Source organism: Enterobacter sp. 22466, assembly GCF_052044775.1.
Taxonomy (GTDB): domain Bacteria; phylum Pseudomonadota; class Gammaproteobacteria; order Enterobacterales; family Enterobacteriaceae; genus Enterobacter; species Enterobacter dissolvens.
The window spans coordinates 13311-28006 of record NZ_JBQENX010000016.1 but is presented as its reverse complement, the minus strand read 5'-3'; the positions used below and the strand labels follow the sequence as shown (position 1 = coordinate 28006).

Genomic DNA, 14696 nt, shown 5'->3' with positions numbered 1-14696 from the left:
TCTCCCTGATCATTTCTTGTGATTATTCTCCAGTTTCTTTGCTTTTTCCAGAAGTTCTTCAGGACTGTCAGCTCCCGGAATAGCGTTTTGTGATGCTTTCTCGTGATTGTACTTAGCACCCTGATTATTCGCTTCGGACTGGTGATGGCGCTCCAGTGCTGAATACTGATTATCGACGGACGCTGAAGCTCCCTTTATTTCACTTTGTGTTCCTGAGATATTATTTCGCGTCTCAGTCATCATACCGTCTACCGAGCCTTTCACATTCCCTTTAATACCTGCGTCTGACGTTGCACTTTCAATGGAAGCCTTATGCGCCGCATGGTCAGATAACACCTCCTGACGCCCGCCCCCCGCAGACACATTGTCCATACTTTGACCAAGCCCATCTTTCGCATCCGAATACGCATTATCCACCGAAGGCTGAACCTGACTTTGTACAAATGACCAGGCCAGTTCTCTTCGTTTCGCTGCAACCTCTGGTGAACCGGTATCCGTTAGCAAAGAATCGGCATCATGCGGTGCCTGTTTACGAACGTATTGGGCAAACTGCTGGTTGAGATCTTCGTTAACCTGCCCGCTCATGGTTTCGGTTCGGGATGCCATTTCAGCATATTCCTTGCTGCGTGCCTGACTGGTCGAGTACTGTTCAAGGCTTTGTTTTGCAGAACTCAGTGATGCAGACAACTGGTCCGCACGTGATGCGGCGTTGTTATCCGTATGACTGCCTGATTCATTTATCTTGCGGCTGGTAAAGTAATCGCTGGCCTCCTTGAAGTCTTTGGTGGATTTTGCATCAATATCATGACGCGCATCCTGGCTCGCTCGCGTGCTGCTGCTTGCCTGATGAGAGTCTAAATCATCAAAGTCGACGCCGGCTTTAGCACTTGCCCTGAAACTAACACCACCGCCTGTACCGAAAGCTTTAATCCCTATACCACCATGTGCACTTGCATCGCCATAAAGACCAGCGGAAGCACGAGAACTTCGTGAAGCCAGTTCCTGAGTCGCCTGATCATTACTGATATTATGCGCCTTCGCGTAGCTCTCCACCGCAGTGCGCATCTTGCTGGCCATCATGGAGTCCTGCGCACTCATCGTGCTGTCGGCACCTTGCGTCATCGAATCGCTGCTCCCCCGGTTGGTGCCAAACTGGCTGAGGGTCTGCCACGTGCTTGACATACTGCTACTAAAGCTCTGCATCGCGCTCTGGGACTGCGTCTGGGCCTCGCGCGCCATCTCCTGCTGCGCTGAGGCCAGTTGACGGGCAAAATTAATACTCACGGGCAGCTTACTCGCGGCCTGAGTGGAGTCTGTCACCGTACTGCCGTCACGCATCTGTGTGGACGTCGCACCATTGCCCAGTTGCTGACTCATCTGTCCGAACATGGTCGAACTGTTGGTGTTCCAGCTGTTGCCGCTCACGTTCTCGGTCTGCATGTTGGCGTAGGAGTAGTTACCATCAACAGCACCAGAGGCAGCAGTGGCTGCAGGGCTGATAGCGGAAGAGGCCAGATGGCTGTAGAGATTTGAGAACCCCGCCCCCAGTCCCTTCAGCATTCCCCATGCAAGCGGGGGGATTAGCATGGACAGATAGCCAGCCGTGGTAGCGAGGTCTGAGTATTTTATCTGCACCTGCGACAACTCCGAGAGAACCACTGGTGAGCCGTTAGCCTTCGCATAGAAGGTCATGCAGCTGTTGAGGATGGCGTAAAGCAGCGGCCAGCTCTGCACCCACATGATAGCCAGCACGTACCCCTTCAGCACATTAAGGGTAACGGCGTTAAACATCCCGCCCAGCACCATCAGGGGAAATATTCCGATGGTCAGACCGACAATCAACGTCTGAGACATAGGTAGTGAGCGTAATGCCACCTGACCGACCGTCGCATGCGCCAGCCGCTGCTTCTCCATCGATGACGTAGTGGCGATATTCAGCAGGCTTGAGGTGTCACCGTTGCGGGCTGCATAGCTCATGATGCCATTTCGCAAAGCGTTCATCGTCACATTCTGACGGACAATCGACGCGGCGCTCTGACCGGCACCATAGAAATAGTTATAGCTGTCCCCGATCATCTGGCTGAACAAGATGTCAGGATTCGGACGTCCGCCAAAAAGCTGACGCACGTAGTAACTCCATGTTTTTCCTCCGGTCTGAGTATCCAGGGCAAGCTTTGGCTTAATTACCGCAGCGGCTTCTTCACAGGTTAAAAACTGATTATTGTTGTTGAATACCCCCCTCAGCGGACTCGGCTTTGAGAAAATCAGCGTATACGGGTCTGCGCTGTTCATTAGATCTTCCATGGTATATTTTCCGTTCAGGAAAATATCGCCCATCACGCAGTTCTGCACATAGTCCGTGAATATCGTCGTTATCTCTGGGTTCTGTGATAAAAAGTCCGTACTGCGTGAAACCAGATTCGCCCCAAATATCATGCCGGTTTTGCTGTAGGTGATGCTGTCGGGCTGTGAAAAGACCATTTCATACCCCTGAACAAGGGCATATCCAATTTTGGTGGTCAGCGATGCAGGCAGTGCCAGCCCGACGGGCACGTTATCGACTTTATAGACCTTTGTCTGATTACTGATATCGATTATTTGTACGGAGGTGCGAACACTGACCAGCAGCGACATCAGCACAATGACGCCTGCCCAGCCCAGCATATCCATGATGTTGTGCCGTCGTATCCACGAAATGGCTACAACCAGCACAGAGAAAGCCGTCGCAATACGCCGAATAACAACCCAGTTCTCCGTCGACATGAACGTGACGATGGCATTCAGCGTCTGCGTCAGCCAGTCGCCGCCCGCGATGACATAGATTTCCTGCATCAGCGCGCCCCCCCGAAGTGATAGTTGTTCTGGTAGCGCTGCAGCATGCGTGCCGAGACCTGCTGGCGCATATAGCTCATCTGGCGGTCAACAACCAAAAGCGCATCCTGCTGTACCTGCACCTGTGCCTGGAAGGAGGCTATCTGCCGCGTGGCTTCGTTGAGGTTATTATTGATGCTGTCGATAACCGCCTGGTCATAGTTTCCCGTTGCCACCATTGCACGGGCCTGCTGGACCAGCTCCTGGATGTACTGGAGAAGAATGTCGTAGCCGATGTAATCGGTTAGCTGATAAACGAGGCTGTTAGAAACCCCCAGCATCTGGGGATCAACCAGGTACTTGAAGACCGGGATGGTAGTACTTGTGATAAATCCCTTCTCTTTCTCGGTTAACTTTAGATCGGCAACGGCTTTATTCTGAATGCTGGAAAGGATGTCTTTTATCTGATTTTTCAGTGCATTTTTCTGGCTGATCGTGACATTAGCATCGGCAACCACCTTCAGACATTTATCGCTGTCATTACAGTGATACACCCGTGCAGTCCCCCCCTCCATCATGGCCCGAATAAGGTCGCGATCGGTCGTTCTTGCCGGAAGCGGGGTTATATTACCCTTCTCATCAAAGACCATTGTTCCGGTCAGGGTCATGATGAACTCCTTAAGCTCTTTATTCCCGTCAAACATGCGGTTCTTTCCGAGCGCATTCCAGATGACATTGATATTCTTCGTTATGCGCTCTTTATCCTTATCACTGGCCTTATCACGGACCTTATCCATGCTTCCCCCCACCGTGCAGCCCTGACGGGATGCCGCCCAGTCGGCAAACATGTTGCTCTCACCGGCAATGTCCTGGCAGACCTTCTGCTGGGAGACCTGAGTGCGCGGAAACAGACCGCCGACAATCCCCTGCGCCGCCTGGCAGGAGCTGAGGTTCATGCTGTTAATGTCGCTGGCCATCTTCTGCAGGAAGTCTTTAGCAGTCTTGATTTCCGGTACCGTAGTCTGCAGCGCCAGATCGAAGAAGTATCCGGCCGCATTGGACATAATCTGCTTGGCGAAACGCTGCAGCTGATCGCTGTTAATAAAGCTGAAGGAGCCCAGATAGGCATCGATACCGCCGCAGCCGGCGTTGATGTCGGGCAGCGTCATGGAGATAAGCTGGACGGTTTTCACCTGCGTACGGGCATATAGTGAGCCACCCGTGGCGTAGCCAGCGGCCTGCCCCTGCCAGACCTGTGGCTGGCTGGTATTGGAGTCAAAGCCTAGCTTATTAAAGAAGGTGTTCATGTCGCTGTTCACGTCCGCACTAACGGTTGTTGAACAGACGAGAAGCATGCAGCCCAGAAGACTGCGGTGTCTGAACAGGTTTATCATCATTTCACTCCGCGCATCTGAAGGACCGTATCCATTCGGGCCATAAAGCCCTGTTCGTCGGTCGCGCCCTGCAGCAGGGGCAGGGCTTCAAGGGTGTTTACGTTGACGAGAAAGGTGGTTGGCGTGGCCACGGGCAGGTTAGGGAAAAAGGTTTTCATTACCTCCGGCGGCGCGGGCAGCGCATCGGGAAAGGACGCATCCCCCTGACCGTCGATGGTGTAGGCCATCACCCCAAACCCCACCCGTGCCGACAGCGACTTCAGGACCGGATCAAACTGGTGGCAGTACGGGCAGTGTCCCTGCATAAACAGCACGACCTTCCAGTCGGCCAGATTGACCTGGCGCCCGTTGCTTAGGCGGTACCAGACCGGCTGCTTCGCCGGAAGTGGCTTAGCTTCAGGGTCTTCCGGGGATGTAGGCAGAGATCCCGACGCTCGCGCCCCCTGTGGATGCCATAACGATTTGATCTCGTCCATCGTGGAAGCCTGTGTGGCCAGACTGAGGGTCATGAGCGCCACGGTAAACACGGTATGTCTAAGGTTCATGTCGGCATCCTCCGGCATCACGGGCCTTTTCGGCCTCACGGGCGGCATCTATCCAGCGGTTGATGATGCGGTATCCCCCCCAGAGCGCCATCGAGACGCCGATTATCTGCGCCAGAAGAATGGCCATCTCCGGCTCGCGCCGGACCAGGCGGGAAACAATGTGAAACCATATCCCGAGGCTCAGCACCCATAATCCGGGCACGTCGAACTCAGGCAGGCGAAAACGGAATTTGCGCATGCGAACTCTCCCTGTATTAAAAGTTGGGGGCAAAATCTGTGGAAACGTTGAGGAACTGCTTCGCCAGGTCATCCTGGCTGATAAAGCCATACGAGACGGGTTTGACCGTCCCGCTTTTAGGATCGACCAGCATCAGCGCCGGGAAGTAACGAATACCCAGCCGGCTGGCCTGTCCACCGTCCATTCGGGTATCCGGCAGGAGTGGATTCACGATACCGTCCACGGAGACCGGAATGACGCTGAGGTGATACGTCTCGCGGAAGTTTTTAATGACCTGAACCAGCTGGCCGTCGATCGGGTCCTGTCCGCGGTAGAAGAACATCACGCCATAGTGCTGAGCCAGCGTTTCAATGGCGCGGCGCTGGTCGGCAAAGTCCGCCGCCAGCTGGTTGCGCACGGTACCGTTGTAGTGGCTGTGCTGCAGGTTGTAGTCCAGTTCGGGGTGCTCGAGCATGGCTTTTTTGGCGCTCATCGAGAACAGCCCGGCCTGCTGCGTCCAGTAGTTCTGCAGGCGGAAGTAGCGGGTAAAGTTCTCCACGCCCGGATACAGAATGGCCTCGTACATGGCGCGCTTCGTGGCCTGCTGAAGCGTGGCAAGCTTCTCCATGATGTCCGGCGAGGCCTGCTGAGGCTGTGCTGAAGAGGATTTGTCGTCCTCCGGCATTCTGTGCGATTCGTTGTACCACTGCCAGCCGGCATCTTTTCCTGTGGCGGAAAAAACGCTGCCAAGAAGCAGCAGCGCTAACGCTGTCTTTCTCATTTTCACTGGAACCTTCCTTATCCCGAAGCAGGTCGGTTATCGTTTGAAAAGCGGGTTTAACAGCCACGCCAGCAGAACTCCCGCCACGAAAAGCGCAACCATCAGCGCCATAAAAAACACATCGATGCGCGATGTTTCATCAACGATATTCCCGCACCAGTAAAGCACCGGTGAGGCGACAATCAGGCTGATGATAAGGCGTCCAGTAAATCCTTTAATTTTCATGATGGAGAGTCCTGAGTGAGTAATGAGTGGCTTACTGTTTGTTCTTCAGCTGCGCGGCGATTTCCTCGCGGACGCGCTTCGTCAGGGTGTCGTTATCCGGGATTTTCTTGTTCTTTTGCAGATCGTCGAAAAAGTTCGAGAAGTCGAGCGCTTCAAAATTAATTTGCTGCAGCTCGGTCTGGGTGATGCCGCGACAGTCCGGGCTGCTGGCCTTGCCAAAGCCGATGTGAAGCTGACCGTTACGTCCCTGCTGCTGCACTATCTGAGCCAGCTTAGAGTCAAACTGACAGTAGCTGCGCTTTTTCTCGAGACAGACGCCGAGCACTTTTTTTGAACAGAACTCACCGATACTGACCGTGAGCTTATTCTCTTTGGCCTTGCCCAGCGCTTTCTCCTCGCTGCTGCACCTGGCAAGCCCGACGTCCTGGCCCCAGCCGCCGTCTTTACAGCAGTTGCTGAATCCTGCCGCAAACTTCTTGCAGAACTTCGCGCTGCCGGTAAAGGCGCGCACGTTAACGCTGTTAATGGCGGCCACGTCCTTGCCCGCAGCGGCCAGCGCGGCGAGTGCCGAAACGACAGGTGCAAAATCGTTGTTTTTACCGTTCTGCGCCCGCTCACAGTCACCATCAAGACAGAAGGTGTCGCCGCCGCATATCATCACCTGACCGGAAGTACGCGTTTCACAGGAGTACGTCGCGTATTCATGCAGGCAGCCGCTGCCGTCTTCTGCTGTGAAGGCGCAGGTGCGTGAGGCAAGCGTACAGGCCGGATTGTCCATGTAGGTTTTGCAGGTGCCATTGTCAGCAGCCTGGGTCATATACGTGTCTTTGTACTTCCAGCAAGCCTGCGTGACCGGGTATGACACCCCGTCAACCACCACCGTTTTTGTGCTCCCCGGCTCAATACATTCGGTCTTTTTGAGCGTACCTTCGCTCTTGCTGAACGGGCAGGATTCGTTCCAGACCACGTCCGGCACCCATTTTTTGTCCGTCACCTGCATGGTCAGGGTGGCGGTCATCCAGGCCTGCGTACCGCCCTGCATCCAGGACAGCGTCTTCTGAGCATATTCCCGACAGCGGGATTGTTTACCGCTCAGGCAGTTTTTGTTGAGCATTGCCCCCTGTGGAGAGTACTGTCCTGCGGTCAGCGCAGCCCCCGCGGCACCGGGCAGCGCCCATCCGTTATCCCTTTTAGCCACAGAATCCGCATTTACGCCCCACCACGAGAAGCCGTAGTACATATTTTTGTCATTAAAATGGACGGCAACCGACGCGCTCAGCACGGTACCGGTTGCAGGCGCACGGAAGCTGAAGTTCACCGTCTTGTTGCCGTCGTATGTATAGGTAAAGTCGCTGTTGGGCACCGTGTAGGTGCGCGTCACCGTGGTGTTTTCGTAGTGGCCGGTAATGCTGGCCGTGCGCGTACAGGCCTGCTCAACCAGCAGGTCGCGCTCACAGGTATAGTTGGTGAACTCGCTGCGGCTGATGTTCTGCGCTTCGCACTGCGTCTGCCCCGTTTTGCCGATGATGGTATCGGCGCGGGACTGGACATCCTGGCTGGCCTTAATAAACGGCGCGTCGGGTGAAATGGGCTCCTTCGGGTTGTTAACAAACGAGTCGGTGACGGCCTTTGTGGCCTCATTAGTAGTCCAGCCCGTGGTACCGTCCGCTTTCAGCGCACCATCACCGGTCGCCGTCACGCCGCCATAGTACTTCTTCTCACCGGGCGAGGCGGTATAGTTGGGGATAGACGCTGAGGGGTTAAAGTTTTTCAGGCTGCTCTCCCCCTGCCCCTGTACCTGACGGGCAAAATCAGCCCCCGCTCTGTACTGCGCGTCAGCATCGGCAAATGCATTTACGCCCGCCATCGTGGTGGCAATGGCCAGCACCGGCATCAGTATTGCTCTTTTCATCGGGCCTCTCCTTTACTAAGCAGCTGTTGCGCCTCATCCCTGCACTCGCCCTTCTCCACCACCTTTTCCAGCGCCTGCTTCAGATGAAGATTGCCGCGAATCACGTCGTGGCCCGCCTCGCAGTACACCACCAGGGACGGCACGCTGGTGATCCCGTACTCACGAAAGCGGGTGGGATCGATGGCAACACCGCTGGCTGAACCGTCCTGAACAAGCGCCATCACGGCGGTTGCCGTCGTTTTCATGTCGTTGTTGACCATGCCCCGCAGGGTGGCGGGAATGTCGTAGCGGCGCGCCTCGGTCAGCATGCGCTTAAGCCCCGCCTGCGGGATGGCAAAGGAGACGAAATAGAGAGCGCCGTGCGTCGGTTTATCCTGCAGGTTCTCGCGCTGGCGCTGTTTCAGCTCCCCAATAAATCGCGCGTCGTCTGCTGAAAGAGGGTTCTGGCGCACCTGCTGCTCCAGAATCTGGCGCAGCGGCGCGTTGTCCTGCCCCCTCAGCTGCTGGCTGAAAGACTCCTGCTGACGAATAAACTCGCGGTTCGCCTCATCAGCCCCTGACGCCAGCGCAGTGCAACAGTATGCTGACAGCAGCAGCGCCGCCGTCAGACCGGACAGAGTTTTCATGGAAGTTTCCTTTTTCTCAGAGGAAGACGCAGTTGCGCTTGCGCCAGAGCAGATAGCCGTAGTTTTTCTTCGTATTCGGCGGGTTACGCCCCGTTTCCCAGCGCATGACCGTTCGGCCGAAGGGATGGCACTGCGCCACGTCCGGATACATATTCACCATCTGATAGCGCCAGCGCGTTTTGGGAATAATGGGTGACGGATACTCGAAGCAGACCTTTTTATCCTCCCCGATGCTCTCCATTATCTGCCCCTGACGGTGCAGCTTGAACGCCATGCGCTCGCTGACCAGAACGGAAGACTGCAGGGGGCTGGACTCATTGCTCACCCAGCCGTTAAAGGGATACATTGACCCCTGCGATCCGGCGCACCAGAACAGCGCGTCAACCGACGTTTTTGCTGCACTGGCCACCGCGTCGGCCGCACATGCGCCCTGCGCGATGGGGTTGGCAAAAATGACCGCCTCCGGATTCAGAATGGAGGTCAGGGCGCTGTCCCCCCATGTCGGGTCGATTTCAGACAGGTATCCGATATCCAGATCGCCGCCCTGCAGGCACCCGAGGGAGGTGATGATGTTGAGCCAGTACGTCAGCGGATATTTGTACCAGTGGACGTGGTAGAACGCGCCGTTCACCTGTTTTTCATCCTTTTTTGCGGTGCCCATCCCCATTTTCCCCAGGTTAATGGTGAATCCACCGAGGTTCACCATGCAGCCTGGAGAACGCGCCACATCGGTCATGGCCATGGGCTCCCAGTACCCTATTGCCAGGCCGATGCGCTGAAATACCGGGGGCGGCATTGGACAAAACTGTATCGGGCTCCCGGGATTGGACGTGTCCGGTAAATCTCCGCCCGTGACTTTTGTGCTGCCGAGCGACAGAGGAAACATGCAGCGCCAGCAGATATCGGTGATCGGATTGACGAAACGCCCTTCGCAGGCGGCGTCCGCCGAAGCCACGGGGCTGTTGCCCAACAGAAGCAGCCCGAACAGACACGCAGTCAGCATTTTCACCGGGCACCTCCTGCGTCATACTGCTCCATATCGGGCGGAATAATTTCCACCAGAAGGCGCTTCCCGCTGGGTGCCGCCGTTACCCGCGCCGGCACCTGGCTTATGCCGAACCGGGCGGTCAGCACCCCGTTCTGGTCGAAGAAAATGCGGCTGTCGAGCTTCTCCGACGTCTGCGGAATGTTGCCCTGAACCAGAATGATGCGGGTGATCAGGGTGTCAGGCTTCTGTCGCTGTACCCACGCGAGCTGCTCCGCATCGTCGCCGTTGATAAACAGCAGGGTTTCGTTAAACGGCACCACATCAAGCGGATTAAAGACCTGCCCGGCCTGAGCAAACACGTTGCCCCTGTCGTCGGCAAGCGCCTTGTCCACCCGCACGCTCGGGTCAAACCAGCGCCGCTCGTAGCGCACCGCGCGGGTTATTCCCTCAACGGCAGGCGGGCGCTGGCTGTTGCGCACCACGCGTGCCTTAAACTCCGCCATCTTTTTGTCCATCTCGCCGGACTGCGCCAGCGTCTGCAGCCGGCTTTCGATAACGGTCAGCATATCCGGCTCCGCCACCGGCCAGAGGTCGCCCCACGTCCCGAGGTCAGCGGCCGTCACGCTGCCGGTCAGCAGCGTCAGGCCCAGGGCAAGGGCGCGCATCACGCCCCCTCCTTCATCCGGCGGGCCACGTCAGACTGGATTTCACGCGTGATATCCGGCGCCCCCTGCACCACGGCAGGTGCGACAAGGATGAGGGCACGATGGCGGATCTGCCAGTCCCGGAGGCTGGCCTCCAGTGACGCGTTAAAGCGGTCTGAGAGTGCTTTTGTCTGCGCCTCGTCCAGCGAACGGCGACCGGCGCTGTCAAAGAAGGCATCCACCGTGGATTTCATGTTGAAGGCCACAACCACAGGACGGTTAAGCTGGCAGACCAGCCAGATGACGCCTGCGCTCGCAGCCAGCATGCCGGCAATCAGCGCGGCGTTAATGAGTACGTGTTTTTTCATGAGATGGTCTTCCCTTCATGCTCGTGAAGCCAGCGCTCCAGCGCGGCCATTTCCGGCCCGGATTTTTTCCACGCCAGCTCCCAGACGGCTTCGTGAATACTCAGCCCCTCCCGGCGTCGCTGCTGCAGAAACTCAAAGTCCGGACCGTCCGAGGAGTACATTGCCCGGCTGAGCGGATCGACGAACAGGCGGTGCCAGGACGTCAGGTGCTCAACCGACAGCATAAAGCTGCTGAACCAGTTGTCCTTCGCGCTGCCAAAACCCTTAATCATGTCGCGCTGCAGCTGCGAATACTGGTCCGGGTACAGCTGGTTGTACTTGGCGAACTCTTTAGCCGACTGCTTGAGGATAATTTTGTAGGACGAGTTACCCCATGCCGCGCGGGCGGCGCTAGAGGCCGTTTCCGAGTCAAAGTCGACGATGTTCTGCGTAATGGTGATGTACGACCCGGTATGGCGACGGGCGGTACGGTAGCCCTTCTCGATAAACGCCCCGACCTTGTTATTTTTGAAGTCCAGCAGGCGCCAGCCTTCGTCTATCACGTTGAGCTTCTTCAGGCTGCGCGGCGTGCGGTACATGCGGTTCTCAATGTAGAGAATGAGCGAGAACATCACCGCCACCAGAAGGGACGGCCTGTCCTCCAGTCCGCCGAGCTCAAGCACCACCATCCGGGCTTCGTCCTTCAGGGACGGTTCGTCGGAGTTAAAGTAACTGCCGTACACCCCGTCGCGGGTGTACTGGGTCAGCAACACCACCATCTCATCGAGGCGGCTGCGGATGGTTGGCGATCCGCTGTACTCCTCGCTGTCGCGGGCCATCATCAGGTAGTCCACCACGTCGTCAATGCGCGCCTGGTTTTTCTTCGTAAGCCAGGTGGCCTTCACCGCCTTGAGCAGCAGACCTTCGTGCACCTCGTCCAGGTTGCCGTTGGGGCTGGCCATCACGGACAGCTGGTCCCGCAGGCGTTCGGCCATCTCATCGATGGTATCGTCGGTGACGTTAGCGAACGGGTTAAACTTCAGCGTCTCGCCGTCGAGGTAGACCCCGCCCATGTTCTCGCAAAGTGACTTGTAGCCGTCGCCCATGTCGAACACCACGGCGAAGCCGCCGGAGTCGATGACGCTGCGTATCAGGGGCTGGATAAGCCCGGTTTTCCCCGCGCCGGAGGTGCCACAGACCGCCATATTGAAGTTGGTGTTACCCATGCCGCGGCTGAACAGGTCGATAAACGCCAGCTGGTTGCGGTAGGTCGGTGCCAGCAGGCCGGAAGTGGCCAGCGGGCTGTCCGCCACCACCGGCATCAGATTGGCGACATTAAAGCTTTCGGCGCGCTGCAGCACGCCGGACTCGCGCAGCTGCTTAAAGAGGCCGCCGCCCGCCATAAACGGCAGATTCACGAGAAAATTGCGCATATGGTTAAAGCGTGGGGAAATCAGCTCGAAGCCATTTTTACGGAAGCTGTTCAGCACGTCCTGCTCGACCTTCAGCGCAGTTTCCTGGTCATCGCGGCAGAAGAGGGTCACGTTCAGAAAATAGCTCACCAGCGAGGACTGCCCGGACGACAGGCGCTGGCGCAGATCGCCCCACTCTTTTGCCTCCTGCGCCACGCCCGGGAAGAACTTGGCGTAGCTGGTTTTGGACTTCTTCTCAAGATCCATGAACTTCAGGTTGGCCTCGTTCTGCGCCTTCACCTGGTCTTCCACGCTAAGGACCAGCGTCAGGATAAACGGGCACGAAACGGACAGTTCCGGGTTGAGAAGGTTGCTGTAGTTGTCGGCCATATTCCAGAGGAAGGCCAGCTCCGGATTTTTGGTCAGCTGGAAGTTCATGATGCGCGCGGTGCTGTTGCGACCGTTACCGCGCAGCCCCAGCGTCATGTAGTCGGCCTTCACCTTCAGGTCAAAGGTATCGTCCACGCACTGGTAGTTCAGATCCTTGAGCGGGTCCAGTTCCCGTTCGGTGGGATACAGCGCATCCGGGTTGTGGTTAATCATTTCGCCCGCAATGCGGATAAAGGCGTCCGCGTCCACGCTGCGGGTGGCTATCTGCGCCCCCTGCAGCGAGGCGCGGATGATTTTGACCTGGTTCTCCATCTCCATCACGCTGGCCTTACTTCCGCGCTTACGGGGGACGCAGCAGGAGATGTACACCCGGTAGTTGCGCAGCGTCAGCGGCAGGTTGAGGTGATCGGGCAGCGGGAACCCTTCTTCTGCGGCCCTGAGATAGTAGGCGCGGGTGATGGCGTTGAACGTATCGGCCTTTTCCCCCGTCCAGGAGAGCTCGCGCAGGCCATACTCGATATCCTGACCCACCAGATGGCTGGACACCAGGTGAACGGCCACCGGCACCTCACGGGGCAGCTTGGTGCGCATCAGGTTTTCCAGTGACGACACGATAGTTTCGTTCGCGCCGTTGATGGGCTGCGCCTCAAGCATAAAGCCCATCGTCTTCTCGTTCATGAAGAGGCCGGTTTCCGCATCGTAGTCGCGGTACGGCAGCACGCGGCTGAACTGCGGGAAGCGCATCTGCCCGAGGACATCGTTCGCCTCAGAGGACGCATCGGGCATCTTCAGCGCCGTCAGCAGCGAGTTGACCGTGCGGGTGACGGTATCCAGTGGATTACTCACGGTCATCCTCCTTTTTGGGGAATTTAGCGTTTTTGTCGTAAGTCACGCAGGACACAGGAGATGCATAAACATCGCATCCCTGGTGTTTTTCGGGCTGCTTTTTCATCGAAAAAATCGCCGGAACCCCCATCCCCCGCTCCGGACGGGATGAAGCACAGCGGATATACCCCTCGTCACTTGCAACTTTGACAAACACGTAGCGGGGGAAATATGGTCTGATCCCCAGAAACCAGGCCAGCCCTGCAAATATGATGGCCAGTACTGCCCATAATCCCGTAAACACCCGCAGGGAACCGTCAATATGTGCGGCATACCCTTTTGCATCGGTGACGACGCTGCCCCGGTCATGGCAGACGGCTGAGGGAGCGTCATGCGGCGTGAGGCCGGAGGACTTGCCCTGCGGGGCTGGAGGTATAAAGGGGTCTAAAGGTTCATCGCGGCAGGCCGCAATACGAAACTCGCCACTGCTGACGTTATGCGTGACGGCCATAATTTCCTGCGCCATCGCCTCTCCGGGCGTGGTGTTCTCCATCCACGAAAGCATGGCAACCAGCAGCATCAGCGTGGCGGCAGGCCAGACAATCAGATAGTGAAAAGCCCAGGCAAGCCATCGAAGGCAATACAGCAGGACGGACAGAAGCTTAAGCATCATTCCCGTCACCTCCGGGATTCAGCGGAAACCAGACGCTGCAGTTGTTTCTGATAGCCTCCGCCAGCCTCTCCCCGTCCTCTCCGCTGTACAGCGCTTTAATCCGGCTGACGTCAGACTTCGCCAGGAAAAACCGGGTCATCTGCTGTTTTGTTACGCTCATACCTGAGCCTGCTTTACCCAGGAACAGACAGTGCCCACGCTGGCGTTGCATTATGTGTTGAGAAATCCCAGCCTTCCCGTCGAGGGCGGGAGCGCTCTGCTGAGACGCTGAAAGCCAGAAGTCACGCTCTACAGCATTAACACAGATGACACGCATCCCCTGCGCCTCGCTGCAGGCCGTAATATCGTTAAGGTGACGGGTTTTCCCCGGACCACCGTTATCCCTGGTTGTCATGATGTTCGTCTCCTGGTTTTTTGCCATCGTTCTGAATGTCTTTGCGCAATTCACGCCAGTCGCGGAGTTGTCGTTCTGATAAAAAGGTCCGCATAACATCAACGCTGATGGCTGTCTTACCGCTACCAGTTTTCCCCACGACCATCACATTGGTTTTTCTTCTTCCCATCGGTCACCTCAGATACTGTTTTTGTCGTATTTCCAGAACCCGCTGGCATTCCGTACAGGTACGTACGCCCGGGATGGCCTGCTGCCGCCTGAGGGGGATGCGATTGCCACAGCATTCGCACCGTTTACGGCTTTTGCCCTCCAGGCAGGACCACTGCCTCGCGGCCTGTATATGAAGCTGGTTCAGCAATTCGTCCTGCTCCTGCAGGAGATCGAGTTCGTCTGCCATCAACGCTCCCTGCTCACACTGTCCGGACACGCTACCGCCCATCCCTTTTCACGTTTCAGGGCACGCGTGATAACGACAGATTGTTAAAATGGGCGCCACACGCGGTGGCGGTTCA

General features: G+C 56.8%; 16 protein-coding genes. All 16 read right to left on the bottom strand.

The features are described 5' to 3' along the window. Window positions 1-9 precede the first annotated feature (9 nt). The 16 genes from traG to ACTJJI_RS24835 are packed head-to-tail and all read right to left on the bottom strand — an operon-like array spanning window position 10 to window position 14581. A complete protein-coding gene (traG, locus tag ACTJJI_RS24910) occupies window positions 10-2832 on the bottom strand; it encodes a conjugal transfer mating-pair stabilization protein TraG (RefSeq protein WP_440655993.1) in 2823 nt (940 codons plus the stop codon). Next, the gene (gene traH, locus ACTJJI_RS24905; RefSeq protein ID WP_045379406.1) at window positions 2832-4205 is read right to left on the bottom strand and encodes a conjugal transfer pilus assembly protein TraH; all 1374 of its coding nucleotides are present in this window, start codon (window positions 4203-4205) and stop codon (window positions 2832-2834) included. Before traH ends, traG begins: the two co-directional genes overlap by 1 nt. Next, the gene (gene trbB, locus ACTJJI_RS24900) at window positions 4205-4750 is read right to left on the bottom strand and encodes a type-F conjugative transfer system pilin assembly thiol-disulfide isomerase TrbB (protein WP_060446834.1); all 546 of its coding nucleotides are present in this window, start codon (window positions 4748-4750) and stop codon (window positions 4205-4207) included. The genes traH and trbB overlap by 1 nt, the downstream gene beginning before the upstream one ends. Then, the gene (traQ, locus tag ACTJJI_RS24895) at window positions 4740-4988 is read right to left on the bottom strand and encodes a type-F conjugative transfer system pilin chaperone TraQ (protein ID WP_008324126.1); all 249 of its coding nucleotides are present in this window, start codon (window positions 4986-4988) and stop codon (window positions 4740-4742) included. The genes trbB and traQ overlap by 11 nt, the downstream gene beginning before the upstream one ends. A 16-nt stretch (window positions 4989-5004) precedes the next feature. Next, window positions 5005-5748 (bottom strand): type-F conjugative transfer system pilin assembly protein TraF, encoded by a 744-nt coding sequence (traF, locus tag ACTJJI_RS24890; RefSeq protein ID WP_440656019.1) that lies wholly within the window; start codon window positions 5746-5748, stop codon window positions 5005-5007. Between the two features lie 36 nt (window positions 5749-5784). Next, window positions 5785-5973 (bottom strand): conjugal transfer protein TrbE, encoded by a 189-nt coding sequence (gene trbE / locus ACTJJI_RS24885; RefSeq protein WP_025759809.1) that lies wholly within the window; start codon window positions 5971-5973, stop codon window positions 5785-5787. A gap of 31 nt (window positions 5974-6004) precedes the next feature. Beyond that, entirely contained in the window at window positions 6005-7885 is a 1881-nt protein-coding gene (gene traN / locus ACTJJI_RS24880) for a type-F conjugative transfer system mating-pair stabilization protein TraN (RefSeq protein ID WP_060446833.1), read from the bottom strand. After that, entirely contained in the window at window positions 7882-8511 is a 630-nt protein-coding gene (gene trbC, locus ACTJJI_RS24875; RefSeq protein ID WP_049047529.1) for a type-F conjugative transfer system pilin assembly protein TrbC, read from the bottom strand. Before trbC ends, traN begins: the two co-directional genes overlap by 4 nt. A gap of 16 nt (window positions 8512-8527) precedes the next feature. Next, the gene (gene traU, locus ACTJJI_RS24870) at window positions 8528-9514 is read right to left on the bottom strand and encodes a conjugal transfer pilus assembly protein TraU (protein WP_060446848.1); all 987 of its coding nucleotides are present in this window, start codon (window positions 9512-9514) and stop codon (window positions 8528-8530) included. Window positions 9515-9516: 2 nt separating this feature from the next. Then, the gene (gene traW / locus ACTJJI_RS24865) at window positions 9517-10164 is read right to left on the bottom strand and encodes a type-F conjugative transfer system protein TraW (protein WP_440655989.1); all 648 of its coding nucleotides are present in this window, start codon (window positions 10162-10164) and stop codon (window positions 9517-9519) included. Beyond that, entirely contained in the window at window positions 10164-10511 is a 348-nt protein-coding gene (gene trbI / locus ACTJJI_RS24860; protein WP_440655987.1) for a type-F conjugative transfer system protein TrbI, read from the bottom strand. Before trbI ends, traW begins: the two co-directional genes overlap by 1 nt. After that, window positions 10508-13144, bottom strand: a complete 2637-nt coding sequence (gene traC, locus ACTJJI_RS24855) for a type IV secretion system protein TraC (RefSeq protein ID WP_369064387.1) — start codon at window positions 13142-13144, stop codon at window positions 10508-10510. The genes trbI and traC overlap by 4 nt, the downstream gene beginning before the upstream one ends. After that, on the bottom strand, window positions 13131-13790 hold the full coding sequence (locus ACTJJI_RS24850) for a conjugal transfer protein TraP (RefSeq protein ID WP_440655985.1): 660 nt from the start codon (window positions 13788-13790) through the stop codon (window positions 13131-13133). The genes traC and ACTJJI_RS24850 overlap by 14 nt, the downstream gene beginning before the upstream one ends. Next, the gene (locus tag ACTJJI_RS24845; protein WP_440655983.1) at window positions 13780-14184 is read right to left on the bottom strand and encodes a hypothetical protein; all 405 of its coding nucleotides are present in this window, start codon (window positions 14182-14184) and stop codon (window positions 13780-13782) included. Before ACTJJI_RS24845 ends, ACTJJI_RS24850 begins: the two co-directional genes overlap by 11 nt. Beyond that, complete coding sequence (locus ACTJJI_RS24840; protein ID WP_016674194.1) at window positions 14168-14353, bottom strand: hypothetical protein; 186 nt, start codon at window positions 14351-14353, stop codon at window positions 14168-14170. The genes ACTJJI_RS24845 and ACTJJI_RS24840 overlap by 17 nt, the downstream gene beginning before the upstream one ends. Window positions 14354-14356: 3 nt before the next feature. Beyond that, window positions 14357-14581, bottom strand: a complete 225-nt coding sequence (locus ACTJJI_RS24835; protein ID WP_440655980.1) for a TraR/DksA C4-type zinc finger protein — start codon at window positions 14579-14581, stop codon at window positions 14357-14359. Between the last annotated feature and the right edge of the window lie 115 nt (window positions 14582-14696).